The 13,426-nt window shown below is 66.6% G+C and carries 15 protein-coding genes and 1 pseudogene; 1 reads left to right on the top strand and 15 read right to left on the bottom strand.

Going from position 1 to position 13,426, the window contains the following annotated elements:
* Position 1: 1 nt before the first annotated feature.
* From AMO33_RS01495 to AMO33_RS01465, 7 genes are all read right to left on the bottom strand, one after another.
* Positions 2-988 carry a ferritin family protein gene (locus tag AMO33_RS01495; protein WP_060590016.1) on the bottom strand — a complete coding sequence of 329 codons (987 nt, stop codon included), beginning with the start codon at positions 986-988 and terminating at the stop codon, positions 2-4.
* Positions 985-1,326: an MmoB/DmpM family protein gene (locus tag AMO33_RS01490; protein ID WP_060590014.1), complete on the bottom strand. Its 342-nt coding sequence runs from the start codon at positions 1,324-1,326 to the stop codon at positions 985-987. The genes AMO33_RS01495 and AMO33_RS01490 overlap by 4 nt, the downstream gene beginning before the upstream one ends.
* Positions 1,327-1,587, bottom strand: a complete 261-nt coding sequence (locus AMO33_RS01485) for a toluene-4-monooxygenase system B family protein (protein ID WP_060590012.1) — start codon at positions 1,585-1,587, stop codon at positions 1,327-1,329.
* A gap of 26 nt (positions 1,588-1,613) precedes the next feature.
* Positions 1,614-3,110: a YHS domain-containing protein gene (locus AMO33_RS01480; RefSeq protein ID WP_060590011.1), complete on the bottom strand. Its 1,497-nt coding sequence runs from the start codon at positions 3,108-3,110 to the stop codon at positions 1,614-1,616.
* Between the two features lie 47 nt (positions 3,111-3,157).
* On the bottom strand, positions 3,158-3,889 hold the full coding sequence (locus tag AMO33_RS01475; RefSeq protein WP_060593230.1) for a hypothetical protein: 732 nt from the start codon (positions 3,887-3,889) through the stop codon (positions 3,158-3,160).
* Between the two features lie 462 nt (positions 3,890-4,351).
* Positions 4,352-4,834 carry an aromatic-ring-hydroxylating dioxygenase subunit beta gene (locus tag AMO33_RS01470; protein WP_060590009.1) on the bottom strand — a complete coding sequence of 161 codons (483 nt, stop codon included), beginning with the start codon at positions 4,832-4,834 and terminating at the stop codon, positions 4,352-4,354.
* Positions 4,824-6,002 (bottom strand): aromatic ring-hydroxylating oxygenase subunit alpha, encoded by a 1,179-nt coding sequence (locus AMO33_RS01465; protein ID WP_098086976.1) that lies wholly within the window; start codon positions 6,000-6,002, stop codon positions 4,824-4,826. Before AMO33_RS01465 ends, AMO33_RS01470 begins: the two co-directional genes overlap by 11 nt.
* 122 nt (positions 6,003-6,124) lie before the next feature.
* Between AMO33_RS01465 and AMO33_RS01460 the strand changes: the two genes are divergently transcribed.
* Positions 6,125-7,015, top strand: coding sequence for an SDR family NAD(P)-dependent oxidoreductase (locus AMO33_RS01460; RefSeq protein ID WP_228821955.1), 891 nt, complete (start codon positions 6,125-6,127; stop codon positions 7,013-7,015).
* A 61-nt stretch (positions 7,016-7,076) separates the two neighbouring features.
* Here the strand turns inward: AMO33_RS01460 and AMO33_RS01455 are convergent, their stop codons facing one another.
* From AMO33_RS01455 to AMO33_RS01425, 8 genes and pseudogenes are all read right to left on the bottom strand, one after another.
* Positions 7,077-7,673, bottom strand: coding sequence for an NADPH-dependent FMN reductase (locus AMO33_RS01455; protein ID WP_060590004.1), 597 nt, complete (start codon positions 7,671-7,673; stop codon positions 7,077-7,079).
* Positions 7,674-7,678: 5 nt separating this feature from the next.
* Positions 7,679-8,569 carry a VOC family protein gene (locus AMO33_RS01450; RefSeq protein ID WP_060590002.1) on the bottom strand — a complete coding sequence of 297 codons (891 nt, stop codon included), beginning with the start codon at positions 8,567-8,569 and terminating at the stop codon, positions 7,679-7,681.
* Between the two features lie 50 nt (positions 8,570-8,619).
* Complete coding sequence (locus tag AMO33_RS01445; RefSeq protein ID WP_060589999.1) at positions 8,620-9,792, bottom strand: acyl-CoA dehydrogenase family protein; 1,173 nt, start codon at positions 9,790-9,792, stop codon at positions 8,620-8,622.
* Positions 9,793-9,818: 26 nt separating this feature from the next.
* Complete coding sequence (locus AMO33_RS32435) at positions 9,819-10,067, bottom strand: aromatic-ring-hydroxylating dioxygenase subunit beta (RefSeq protein ID WP_253260019.1); 249 nt, start codon at positions 10,065-10,067, stop codon at positions 9,819-9,821.
* A pseudogene (locus AMO33_RS32430) lies at positions 10,061-10,336 on the bottom strand (aromatic-ring-hydroxylating dioxygenase subunit beta); the annotation flags it as partial. The pseudogene AMO33_RS32430 and the gene AMO33_RS32435, both read right to left, overlap by 7 nt.
* A 47-nt stretch (positions 10,337-10,383) precedes the next feature.
* A complete protein-coding gene (locus tag AMO33_RS01435) occupies positions 10,384-11,712 on the bottom strand; it encodes an aromatic ring-hydroxylating oxygenase subunit alpha (RefSeq protein WP_060589997.1) in 1,329 nt (442 codons plus the stop codon).
* Positions 11,713-11,814: 102 nt separating this feature from the next.
* Positions 11,815-12,111 (bottom strand): non-heme iron oxygenase ferredoxin subunit, encoded by a 297-nt coding sequence (locus AMO33_RS01430; RefSeq protein WP_229434708.1) that lies wholly within the window; start codon positions 12,109-12,111, stop codon positions 11,815-11,817.
* A gap of 55 nt (positions 12,112-12,166) precedes the next feature.
* Entirely contained in the window at positions 12,167-13,408 is a 1,242-nt protein-coding gene (locus AMO33_RS01425) for an NAD(P)/FAD-dependent oxidoreductase (RefSeq protein ID WP_060589994.1), read from the bottom strand.
* Positions 13,409-13,426: the final 18 nt, after the last annotated feature.

Raw genomic sequence — 13,426 nt, 5'->3', positions numbered from 1 at the left:
CTCAGCCCCCGAGCGGCAGCTGGTTGCGGAAGGCGCGGCAGGCGGCGATCGCGGTCGCGGTGGCCTCCGGGTTGTCCGGCAGCTCGCTGCAGAAGGCGTCGATGGCGGCATCGCCGAGCGGCACCCACCGGTCCAGCCACTTGTGCAGCACCGGAACGTTGTCCGGGTTCTCGGCCATGTGCCGGACCAGTTCGATCGACCAGCGCCGGGACCGCTCGCTGTCGCGCAGCGCCGCCTCGGCCAGCAGCGCGAACAGGGTGTCGCCGTGGCGGCGGGCGCTGATCGCCTGCTGCCGGTAGAACGCCTCGTCGATGGCGGGCTTGGTGACCAGGTTGAGCGCGACGAACGACTCCGCCCAGTCCCGGGTGGCGAGCACGCACTCGGTCAGCTCCCGGAACCGCTGCCAGGCGGGCAGCTCCTCCCAGTGCGCCCGTTCGGCGGCGCCGAGCCCGAGCGAGGGATGCGATTGGGCCAGTTCGGCGGTGCGGTAGGCGGTGTGCGAGAGCCAGCGCAGCTGGTCGGCGGCCTGGAACGCCGCGCAGTTGCTGATCGTGCTGGCCGGGGCCATGTGCACCAGGTACGCGCTGGCCATCTGGACCGTGTGCAGCAGATACCGGCCCGGCGCGTACAGCTTGGCCAGGCACATCACCCACTCGGTGTCGAGGCTCTTGTCGTGTTCCTCCTTGTTGTGCTGGTCCAGCAGACCCTCGACGTAGTTCTCCTGGCCGTCCTGCAGGATGTTGTAGGAGCGGTAGACGAGCTCGTCGGGATCGCGGAAGGCGTCCCAGTCCGAGTGCTGGATGGGGCTGCCGTTGCGGTAGCGCCGGTACCACTCGGCCATGTGCCCTTCGTGCGCGACGTCCCAGGGCTGTTCCTTGTCGCGCAGGTGCCAGTGCAGCTTGGTGGAGACGATCTCGTATTCGCTGGGGCGCCGCCTGCGCGCGGCCAGATGGCTCCAGGTCTTCAGCGGGCGCATCGAGGTGGTCATGCGGATTCCTCCTTGCGGGCGGTGGCGTGGGTGGCGAGATAGAACCGGACCCGCTCGGTGCCGGTTTCGATACGTCCGACGAAGGACGGCATGCTCACTTCGAGCTCACGCATCTGGAACGGCCGCCCGAGCTGTTCCTCGATCGTGGCCCGGTGCAGCACGCACTCGCCGCCGTCGACCTCGACCCGCACATACGAGCCGCGGTTGCGGATGTCGACGCGTTTGCCCTCGTTGTCGATGCGGGCGGCCTCGGCGACGGCCTCGGCGATCTCGCCCGCCTGCACGACCGGGCCGACCGGGTCGGCGATGGGGCCCGCGGCGGTGGATTCGGTGGTCATCTAAACCTCGCTGAAGTAGAACTCGACGGTGTCGGTCGGTTCGAGCCCGGTCTCGGACAGCTTCATGTCCCGGGGAAACGGCTCGGTGGCGCCTTCGGCGCGGGCGCGGATGACCTTGCCCGGCTGGTCGGCGACGTGGATGCCCACCGAATGCTCGGCGGCGGCCGCGGCGACTTCGTCGATGGTGTTCTCGCTGTCCACGGCGACGAGCTTCAGCACGAAATCGCCGTCGAACTTCGAGGAAATGGGAAACAGGGCCATGGGTTCTCCTTGGGCGATCGGTCTGCTCAGCCGGCCGCGGGCAGGCTGGTGCGGTAGTGGTCGAGCCAGGCGTAGCCGTGGGCGTCCTCGCCGCCCTCGCTCACCACCCCGAGGCCCATGTACTCCAGGACGCCCTCGAGCGTGGCGGGCTGGATCTCGCCGCCGAGGAACCGGTCGATGAGGCTCTTGTGGTGCTTGTAGCGATTCGGGTCCTGCTCGAAGATCCACTTGTCCACCTCGGAGGCGAAGTGGTACTTGCGGCCCTCGTACACGATGCTGTGGTCGCGCAGGCTCTTGCCCGGGGTGCCCACGATCGGCAGCTGGGAGACGTTGCAGGTGATCGGCAACGTGCCGGGAATCGTCTTGTCCGTGCGGCCGCTGACGAAGTTGTCGATCATGACGTCCCACACCTTGCCGAACGTGTCGTTCCAGCCGGGGTACTTCTCCTCCAGCCAGTCTCGCTCCTCCGGGCTCACCCCGGCGGCCGGATGCCACCACAGCGTGGGCCGCCACGAGTAGGTGCCCAGGTGCTGGCCGTGATGGTGCTCGTCGAGATCGCGCAGGAAGATGTCCCAGTACCACGGCTTACGCAGGCCGAGATCCTCGATCGACTTGATGAACTGGGTGACGATCCACTCCTGCATGAACTCCTTGAAGGAGCTCTCGCGCACGTCCAGCGGCACGTAGTAGTCCATCGGGATGCCCGACAGGATGGTGAACAGTCGGTAGGACCGCCAGAACGAGACGTCGATGTGGTTCTGCGCCTTCTCCACCTGGCCGTGCTCGATCAGCATCTGCAACAGCGGCGTGCCCAGCTGGGCATGCCTGGCCTCGTCGGACTGGATGCTCTGGATCAGCTTCGAGAAGGTGTAGTCGCCCGCGTTGGCCGCGTCACCGGACAGGCCGATGAACTGCAGGTTGGTGAAACCGGTCTCGAACGCGAAGTTGGCGTAGATCGAGGTCTCCACCGCGTCGCGGGTCATCATGATGTCGTCGAAGTAGTGCCGGGCGCCCAGGGCCACCCAGTTGTTGGTCCACATCGTCTGGTGCGACCAGTCGAACTGGCGATCCTTGTTGATGTACTCGTGCGGGAAGTACAGCTGGATCTGGCCGTGCCGCATCTCGTCCAACATCCCGAAGGTGGCCATGTTGCGCATGCCGGGCGCCTTCGACCAGCGCACGAACCGCGATTCCTGGAGTGCCGCACCGTATTCCACGAGCGCGACCGCCGCGTAATGCTCTTTGAGGATGGAGATCCAGCCCGCGTCGGCCTTGTTGTACAGGTCGTTGCGCTCGAGCGCCGCCTTCACCGAGTACGCCCCGGCGTCCTTCTGCCGCTGGACGTCGACGTACTCGCGGTAGGAGACCTTGTAGGGCTCGTCGTAGGTGGCCCAGGCCTCGTCCGGAATCCCCGCACCGCCGCTCATCTCCGGCGGGAACAGCTCCTCGGCCGAGATGTAGGTCGGGGTCCATTCCGTGGTCCTGGCCAGGTCGTACCAGGCGCTGCGATCGAGTAGTGCCATCGGGTTGTCCTCTCGAAATACTCGGGGGTGGAAACGGATTCGCGGTCTCAGCGGCCGTGCCTGCTACCCAGCGGACCTTCCCCGCCCGGGTAGCAGAAGGTGATGTCGGGCGAGTAGAAGCCGAATGTCACGGTCAGCGGATCGGCCGGACGCAACGCGTAGACGTCGTGGGTGGGGTCGAGGAACTCGAGCGATTCGACGGTGAAACCGGGCATCATCTGCGCGACGAACGGATACCGCCCGCTGACGAAGCCCTCCGCATCGCGGGTGACGTAGCGCAACTGCCCCGTCGACCGGACCGTCGGACCCGCGTCGAACCGCGCGGTCGTGCGAATGGTCGGCGTGCCGTCCAGGAAGGTGGTGGCCACGACCCCCGTCTCGGTCACCGTCAGCTCGGTGTGCCCACCCGAGGCCGGCACGCCGCGTTCGGCGGCATAGCGGTTCATCGCCTCGGAACTGTTGAAGTAGTGCGTCCACCAGCGCGCGGGCACACCCGCCTCGGTGTCGAGATCGGCCAGGTCGACCCCGAGATAGGTGAGCGAATAGGCCCCGAAGGAGTCGACCGCGGCCGCGCCGTTGGAGGTCTGCATCGGGTCGTCGACGACGTACTGGTTGAGATAGCAGGCCCGGTCCTCGCGCGGCGTCAGCCCGGCGGGCACCAGCTTCGCCACGGCCTCCGGGTCGGCCGGCAGCCACACCAGGTAGAGCATCCGGCTGTTCGCGATGAGCTGGGGAGCGTGCAGAGCACTGGTCGAACCAGCAGGTGAAGCGCTGTTCATGAACATTCCTGCCTGTGCGGTGGATCACGGTGGGCAAAGAATGTGTCACGAGCCACTGCGCCGTATGTGCGCATCGTGGACAACTTCACTGCACGACTTGGACAAGTCGGCGAAAGGGCAGGTCAAGAGGCCCGCGAGGGATGGTGCGACGGCGGTTCCGGCCGCGTCGGTGCTCGGCTTGACCGCGGTGGCGTACGCCGGATACCGCCTGCTCGGCGGGGCCACGGAAGCCGCGGCGCACATCGCCGCGGGGTCGCGAGTTCCGCTGCGACCCGTACCGGTGGGTCGCACGGGAGCCCGTCCGTACCGGGGCGCGGATCGACGCCCCCGTCCGTCGGATCAGTGCAGAAGGAGCGGCGTTCGGATCGGCGCCGACGGGGAGTTCCGGGGGTCGGCTGCGGGGCGCTGGACGAACGCCCCGCAGCCGCCGGGGAAGGAGGACCCCGCGATCGCGGGGGGAACCTACAGCGGATAGACCAGGTATCGCGCCGGCATACTGTCCAGGCGAACCGACCGCTCGGCGAAGAGCGCCCGGCCGGCCGACAGATCGATGACGTCCTCGTAATAGCCGGCGGCGAGCAGCCCCGCGAGAGCGTCGTTTTCGGTATAGCTCACCTGGAAGTTCGCCCGGACGCTCCACCTGTCGGCGTCGAGGCGGATCGCCCGGGTCCGCTGGGTGACGTGGCGGGTACGGTACGGCTCGATCGTCCCGGCCCAGACCTCGGTGATGAACTTCACCCGGTCGAGCACGCGAGCGCGGTTGTCGTCGTACATATACGCCAGTGGTAGTCCGCGACGCAGATTGTCGAGAGTGTGCACGGTGTAGGAGCATTCGGTGGCGAACAGGTCCGGCCACTGCTCCCAGTCCTGTTCGTCCAGCACGTCGTTGTACCGGCCGAGCAACTCGTCGACGGCCCGGATCTCCTGGTCGGTCTCAGTGATCAAAACCCATCACCTTCCGGTAGTAGGCCCAGCCGACGGTGTTGCCGATCTCGTCGTTCTGGGTGGCGTCCTCGGGGCGGCCGTCCACGCCTTTGACGAAACGCGCCAGCGTGCCGTCACGTGCCGTCCGCTGCTGTCGGTTGAAGACCGCGGCATCCTCGATGGTGATGAATCCGCTGGGCCCCAGGAGGTTCGAAGCCTGGCGAACCCGGTGCTCGCGATACTCCTCGGTGTCGTCGACATGGCCGAAGAACGCGTAGTCGACCTCGGTCCGATCGACGCCGCGTGGCCGCGCGAAACGCACATTGATGGTGTCGACGTGCTTGGTCATCACCGTGACCGGTCGTAGCGCGACGACTCTGGCGCGGTCGTCGTCGCCGCGGAACTGCACGACGCTGGGATCCGCGAGGTAGCCGTTGTCGACGTACGGCGTGCTCTGATACCCCACCGAGAAGTGTCCGACCGGCTGGGTGATCCGCACATCGCCTTTACCGCCCTGCCATCCGAGGATGCGGAACCCGGTGTGCAACAACGGCGCGTGGTAGAAGTCATTGTCGAAGTAGGTCTTCCAGTTCGCCTGGTAGACGACCTTCTGGTACCCCAGCAGGGTGAGGTTGCCGTCGTCGAGCAGGCAGTCGCGGACCGGCTCGGCGCACTCACCGAGGAATGCCTCCAGCAGCGGGGTGTCCGGGTGCCGGGTCACGAAGATCAGCCCCGCCAGTTCGGCGACCCGCAGTTCCGGCAGCCCGTAGTCCTTCCGGTCGAAATCCGACCGGAACTCCCGCTCGCCGGGCGCGCCGCAGAACTCGCCGTCGCTGTTGAACAGCCACCGGTGGTACGGGCACTGGAACTCGGTCGCCACGCCGGTCGCACGCTGCTCGAGCAGCGTGCCACGGTGGGTGCACGTGTTCACGAACGCCCTGATCCGGTCCTGAGCCCCGCGGCTGACGATCACGGGTATCTCACCGAGCCAGGTCGTCTTGAAGCTGTTGGCCTCGGGCAGTTCGGCGCGGTGGGCGACCGGGTGCCAGTAGGGACCGTAGAAGATCCGCTCCAACTCCTGCCGATAGACGAGTTCGTCGGAGAATATCTCTTTCGGCAGATCGAGCGGATTGGTGAATTTCGCGGCGATCGCCGCACGCACCCTTTCGTACTCGACTGCTTCTGCCATTTCGGTGACGTGCGCCATGCGTGGCCTCCACATCGATGTGCTGACGGGCGCCGCAGGTCGGGTGCGGAGACCACGAACGAAGCCGCCCTGATGATTCCGGCACACGGAACATTTCGGTGCCGATGCCGGAAATTCTATGGTTCTATTCCGTCCGGGTCAACCCCGAATGGTCCGAAATATATTGTGCCGCATGCCGGAAAGGTTCGATTGACATGAAATCCACGACTACTGGTTCGCCCTTGGCGGGGCGCACCGCATTGATCACGGCCGCGGGCGCGGGAATCGGCAGCGCGATCGCCCTCGAATGGGCGGGCCGGGGCGGCACGGTGGTGGCGGTGGACCTCGACCCGGCGGCCGCCGAGGCGACGGCTCGGCGAGTCGGCCTGCTCGGTGGCCGAGCAGCCGCGGTCGGCGTCGACGTCACCGATCCGGATGCGATTCCCGCGATGCTCAGCACCGCCCTCGACGCGTTCGGGCGGGTGGATGCGCTGTTCAACGTGGCGGGCGGCAGTCTGCCCCGGCGCGTGGACGAGATGACCGACAGCGATTGGTACCGGATGATCGACCTCAACATGACCTCGGTGTATCGCTGTTCCAAGCTGGTCGTTCCCGAGCTCCGCCGGGCCGGCGGCGGCAGCATCGTCAACATCTCCTCCACCGCGGGCCTGCTCGCCGAGAACCGCTGCGCGGCCTACAGCGCGGCGAAAGGAGGGGTGCTGCTGCTCACGAAGAACATGGCGATGGACTACGCGGCGGACCGTATCCGCGTCAACGCCGTATGCCCCGGGAGCACGATGACGCCCCGCATACGCGACTACCTCGAACGGGTCCCCGGCCACGAGGCGATGATCGACGAACTCTGCCCCATGCGACGTTTCGCCGAACCCGAGGAAATCGCACGACCGGCGGTTTTCCTGGCCTCCGACGACGCGAGTTATATCACCGGCGCGGTTCTCGCAGTCGACGGCGGGCTCACCGCGGGAAAACACTTCGCGATATTCGAGGATGCCTGACAGCAGAATTCGCCTCGGCATCCGATTTCTCGGGGCCGAGGCGATCTTCCGGGCCGGACCGCTATTCCGGATTCCCGATCGTGCCGGCTTCGGCGGTCGAATACGCGGCGCTCATGGCGCATACCTCTCGGCCGACCGTGCGCAGTTGGAAGGCGACAGGCTCCGCCGGCGGCTGCCCGTAGGTGATCCGGGTCGCCGCGGAATTGATCGCGGCACCCAGTGGTGTGGGCCAGCCGCGCAGGGCATGCACGATGCTGCGCAACGTCTGGAGTGTGGTCACCGCCGCCTGCCAGCCGTACGCCGTGCTGACACAGCCGACCGCGCGACCCGACAGATACGGTTTACCGTCGTCCCGCAGTTCCTCGACGTAGTCCAGTGCGTTCTTCACGAGACCGGAGACCGAGCCGTGGTATCCGGGCGAGGCGATGATCACTCCGTCCGCCCTGCGCAACGCCTCGATCAACTGTCGCGCCTCGTCACCCGGCGGCCGGTCCGGGTCGTACATCGGCAGGCGCGCGAGCGCTCCGCCGCCGAACACGGCGGTGCGGGCGCCGTTGGCCTGCGCCGCGTCGAGAGCCAGGCGTAGCGCGGTTTCGGTCGACGACGCCGGCCGCAACGTTCCGCCGAGTCCGACGACGAACGGTGAGGTGGTCGGCATCGTCCTCACACCATCTTCATCAGGCCGTGATGACCCCAGGCGAAACCCGATCCGAGAACGTAGTTCTCGGTCGTCCACGTCTCGGGGTCGACCATCCGCGGTCCCCAGCCGTACTCGAAATGCCACCCCGAGGGGTTGCCGAAGTAGAACGAGAAGACGTGGTCGTTCTGATGACGCCCGGTCGAGGTCGAGGTGATGCCACGCTCGGCGCACAGGTCGTAGCTGACCCCGACGTCGTCGATGCTGACCGTCTCGAACATCACGTGCTGGATGCGGCGGGTAGCCGTGGGGATGTTCATGAACGCCAGCGAGTGGTGCCGCGCGTTGCAGTGCAGGAACACCGCGAACGGCCCGACCTCGGGAATGTGCGCGAAGTCGCTGACACCGAAACCCAGTACGTGCGAATAGAATTCGGCTGCACCAGCGATGTCGGAGGCATAGAGGACGACGTGCCCCATTCCCATGTCACCGGTGTTGAACCCGGCGATGTCGCGCGTGGGCCGGAATTTCGGCAGGAACAGTTTCTCGTGCCCGAGCACCAGCTCCATCCGCACCCCGGAATAGGGGCAGATGAAGTAGACGAACTCCATCACCCGACGGTCGGCCGCCTCAGCGGCCGAGCCCGCGGTGACCGCGACGCCCGCGGCATCCAGTCGTGCCGCCGCAGCGTCGAGAGCGCTCTTGGAAGCCACGTCCCAGCCCACGTAGGCGACATCGTCGTCATGGCCGGCCCGAACACCGAGTCGGTGGTGCCGGTCATCGGCTCGGATGTAGAGCAGGCTGTCAGAACTGTCGCGCGAAACCTCCAGTCCGAGCACCTCCGTCGCATATTGTTTCCATGCCGAGACATCGCTGGACGTCCCGACGACATAACTGAGTTGGCTGACAGCCGCCATGGATCCACTACTTTCCGGGAGACAAGGGTGATTCGAGGACGTGCCCGTCCTCAGTAGACGACCAGCTTCGGGTCGCGCTCCAGACCGAGCGCGATCCTGCCGTAGTGCTGGAAGTTCGCGCGGGTGAAGGAAACGTGGCTGGCCATCATGTGGATGTCGCGCCACTTCTGCTGCATCGGGCTGCTGTCCTTGAACCCGGACGTCCCGCTCAGCGCGAAGAGCCGGTCGACCGAGGCCGTCAGCAGTTCCGCGGCGCGGTTGTAGTCGCGCAGGATCTGGGCTCGGTCGGCCAGTTCCAACCGTCCGGGTGCCCGAGCGGCGTCCAAGACCTGCTGGATGGCAAGCTCAGCCAGTTCCAGGTCCGCGGAGGACCGCGCGACGGCCTCTTGGACGACCTCCGAACCGGCGGTCTGCGCCCGGCCGCGGGCCCAGGCCACGAAATGCTCGTAGGCGTCGCAGGCGGTGCCCATCATCGGGCCGAGGAAGGTGAGCCCGGCGTGCAGCGCCAGCGGCTGACTGTAGAGCGGACCCTGATTGATCTCGCTGCCCGGCCCTTCCCCGGCGACCAGGGCCGCGGCGGGCACTACAAATCCGTCGGGCACGAAGATGTCCTCGACGACGATCGTCTTGCTGCCCGTTCCCCGCATACCTGCCGCGTACCAGTCGTCCTCCACGAGGTAGTCGCCCGGGCGCACCAGGAAATGATGGTTCGACGCGCGCCCGCCGTCCTTGATGAGCCCGCTGACGATCACCCACGAGGCGTGATCGACACCGCTGGCGAAGCCGTGCCTGCCCGTGAGCCGGTACCCGCCGTCCACCTTCTGGACCTGAGCCGCGGGCGCGAGCGAGGCGGCGATACAGGTATCGGGCCCGTCCGCCCACACCGCTTCCTGGGCGACCCTGGGGAAGAAACCGACCATATGCGCGTCGTGCGGTAGCAACGCCGCACACCAGGCGGTCGAGGCGCACGCCCGCCCGATCTCGACGGCCACCGCGTACATGGTGTCGAGCGACAGTTCGTCCCCGCCGTAGCGGCGTGGTGCCAGGATGCGACCACCCAGCCCGGCCGTGATGATCTCCTCGATCGATTCGCGGGGGACCGCACGTTCGGCTTCGGTGCGAGCGGCCCGCTCACGGATCCTCGGTGCCAATTCGCGAGCGCGGTCGATCAGTACGTCATGCAGCGCCAGGTCGGCGGAGCGATCCGTATCGGTTGCTACCATGGCAATCCATCTCCCTCTCCGACGCGCTAGAACAGCACGCTCAGGTTCTTCGACTGCACGACGTTCTGATCCAGCAGGATCGTGCGCTTGGCAATCTTGAAACTCGTTCCGTCGACGCGTAGGACGTCACGCCGCTCGCCCGCCCAGATGTCGGTCTCGGTCTCGAGCCGGTTGCGGTAGAGCACGAAGTTGCACGAGACGTCGAGCTCCGCGGCCGACCGCGCCCCGTCGTCGGTGCGGGGGTGACGATCACGTTGGTCACCAGGTGCCGGCATCGCGAGGGCGGATCCTCGGCCCAGTGGGTTCCCGAGTGCATCTGGTTCACCCGCATCCGCAGCGACTCGAAATCATCGTAGAAATGCGCCATTTCAATGCCTTCGGGCACCTCGTCCTGATCGCGCTGGCGGCGCAACCGGTTCTTGCGCACCGGCATCCAGTACAGGACGTCTTCGGTGAACAGTTCCAGCCAGCTGCTCCATCGCCACCGGTCCAGCAGCAGCGCCTCGTGGTAGAGGAACTGCTCGACGCGGTGTTGCAACAGCACCTTCTCGAGTTCCACGGCGGCGTCCGGCGCGAGGATCTGATCGACGGTCACCGTGCCACCCCCGCCTCGTTCACCGCGGCGGTGGCGGGCGTCTCGCCACTTCGCTCCTCCGGTGGAATCTCGGGCCACGCCTCGGTGGTCATGAATTCCAACCACCGCCGATAGAAGCCACGCTGGCCCGCTTCACCGAAGAACGAGTCGTAGTACTCGCCGGGGAAATCCGGGTGCTCGCGCCCGGTACCCAGTCCCATCTCGTAGTTCCACGCCATCTTGCGTGCCTGGTAACCCTGCTCGAGGACGCCACCGATCATGCCCCAGTTCTCCCCGTCGTCGGTCTCGACGACTCCGGCGGCGCCTTCGGTGAACGATGCCGAGATCTGTTGCGCGCGTTTCGCTTCCTCCGGCGCGTCCTTCTCGACCACCGTGAACGACCAGATCTCGAATTTGGTCGGCCCCTTCGGATGCCACACCCGCAGGTTGGCCGAGCCGGGCAGCCCGGCGAAGTTCGGGAAGGCGTTGAAATTGGCGACCATGTCGGCTCGGTCACCCACCCGCTCGCGTGCGATCCGGCGATTTCGCTCGTTGTACTGGCCGAGGGGATCGTCGGCGAAACGGGTGTGCCGCTCGAACAGGAAGCTCTCACCGTGGCCCTCACGCAGGGACACGTGCGCGCCGTCCTTGGCGTCGAAGCCGGGACCGAACGACAACAGCGACGACAGGTGGCTCGTGGTGGCGTGGTAGGTGTCGCCCGCGAACTGCTCGGCGGCCAGCTTCCAGTTCGCGTTGATCGTCCACTTGATGGCGCCGGGCAGCACTTCGATTCCACCTTCGGCGTGATCGACCCACCCGTCGATGTAGAACTTCAGGGCTCCGAGATATTCGTGCAGCGGCGGTGCGGTCGGATCGAAGTTCCCGAAGATCAGGCCCTTGTAGGAGTCGACCTGCGCGACCTGGATCAGCCCGTTGTCGGCCAGCGACAGCTTGTCGTAGTAGGCGTCCTCCAGGTTCGGGACGCCCACCAGCCTGCCCGCGCTGTCGTAGGTCCAGCCGTGGTAGGTACACATGAACGAGCGGGTGTTGCCCTCCTCGGCCCGGCACACACGCATGCCCCGATGCCTGCAGACATTCAGGAAGGCGCGCACGCTGCCGTCGGGCTGCCGGACCACCAGGACCGGGTCGCCGCCCATGTAGGTCGCAAAGAAGTCGTGTGGGTCGGGAATCATGCTGTCGTGGGCGAGGAACAGCCAGCTGCGACCGAAGATTCGCTCCTGCTCCACCTTGTAGATCTCGTCGCTGACGAAGATCTCGGGACCGATTCTGCCTTCCTCCCAATTCACCAATGATCGCAGATAATCAGCGTCGACGGACACGATCATCTCCCTCCGTTTTTGCTCGAATTCTCGAAAGTTTTTGTGTATCCAGCTAAGCAGCGGGTCCGCGCACTGTCGACGCGGATGTTCTGTGCGTCGGAACGTGGATCAGCCGGTGACGGCGACGAACACCGCGCCGTCGACCACCCGCACAGCGTATTTGGCAAGCGGCTCGGTTGCCGGCGGCGCCGTCACCGCACCGGTCTTGATACAGAATTTCGCGAAATGCCAGCCGCATTCGATCTGGCCGTTCTCGATGAAACCTTCGTCCGCCAACGATGATTTGTCGTGCGAGCACCAGTCCGCTGTCGCGTAGAACTCGCCGTCGATGTTGTAGACCGCGATCGGCGGATTGGTGTCGACCCGGGTGACATTCCCCGGGGCCAGCTCGTCGACCGCACACACGCGGACCAGATTCTCCGACTGCTCTGTCGTTGTCATTCGTCTTTCCTCTCGATCGCTACGTGCCGTGCGCACGCGCCGCGGCCGCGCCGACGCCGCGCAGGTCCACCGACGTGTCGGCGAGCAACGCCGGATCGGCGCGTACCTGTTGGTCGATCAGGGTCATGGCCATGCGCACCTCGCGACGGCGATTCACGCCGATCACGCCGGTGAGCACGCCGTCGCGTAGGTGGAACGCCGTGAACTCCATCGATTCCGGGTCACCGCGCCACACCACCTCGTCGCCCGGGTCGGTGTGCCCGGCGACTTGGATGTTCGTCTCGCCCTGGTCGGACCAGAACCACGGCACCTCGTGATAGGGCTCCCGGTTGCCGAGCATCGCGCGGGCGGCGGCCATGCCCTGGTTCTGGGCGTTCTGCCAATGCTCGACCCGGACCGGACGACCGGCACGCTCGCCGACCCGACAGGCGACATCGCCCGCGGCGTAGACCTCGGGGATCGATGTCCGGCAGTACCCGTCGACGACGATTCCGTTGTCGATCCGGAGGCCGGAGTCGGCGACCGCGGCGACGGCGGGCACCACCCCGATGCCGATGACGACGAGATCGGCGGCGATGCTGTCACCGTCGGACGTATGAACCCGGCGCACCCGGTCCCGGCCGGACAACTCGACCACCTCGGCGCCGGCGCGGATGTGCACCCCCCGTTCGGAGTGCCAGCGTGCCAGGCGATCTCCGATCCGCACACCGAGCACTCGGCGCAGCAGGCCGGACTCCCGTTCCAGCACCGTCACCTCGTTGCCCATCGCCACGGCGGACGCGGCGAGCTCCATGCCGATCAGGCCACCCCCGATGACGACGACCGATCCACCCACGCGCAGCCCCTCGCGGATGGCGAGCGCATCTCCGACGGTGCGCAGGAAATGGACGCCGTCGAGTTCGAGCCCAGGGATGTCCGGCCGGCGCGGTGTCGTGCCGGTGCACAGCAGCACCTTGTCGGCACGGATCGCGGCTCCGCCGTCCAACTCGACGCGGCGCTCCCCCGGGTCGAGTCGTGTCATCCTGACACCGAGCAGCAGCTCGATGTCGTTCTCGGAGTAGAACCCCGCGGGGTGAATGCGCGTGTCGTCCGCTTCCTTCCGGCCCAACAGCACCTCCTTCGACAGCGGCGGGCGGTCGTAGGGCAGGTGATGCTCACCGCCGACGAGGACGATCCGTCCGTCGAAGCCCTCGGACCGCAGCGTCTCGGCGGCGCGGGCGCCGGCCAGGCTCGCGCCGACCACCACATAGGTTTCGGTCATCGGACCGCCTCCGAGGTC

It is taken from the genome of Nocardia farcinica (genome assembly GCF_001182745.1).
GTDB lineage: Bacteria > Actinomycetota > Actinomycetes > Mycobacteriales > Mycobacteriaceae > Nocardia > Nocardia farcinica.
This window is presented reverse-complemented; position numbering and strand designations above follow the sequence as displayed.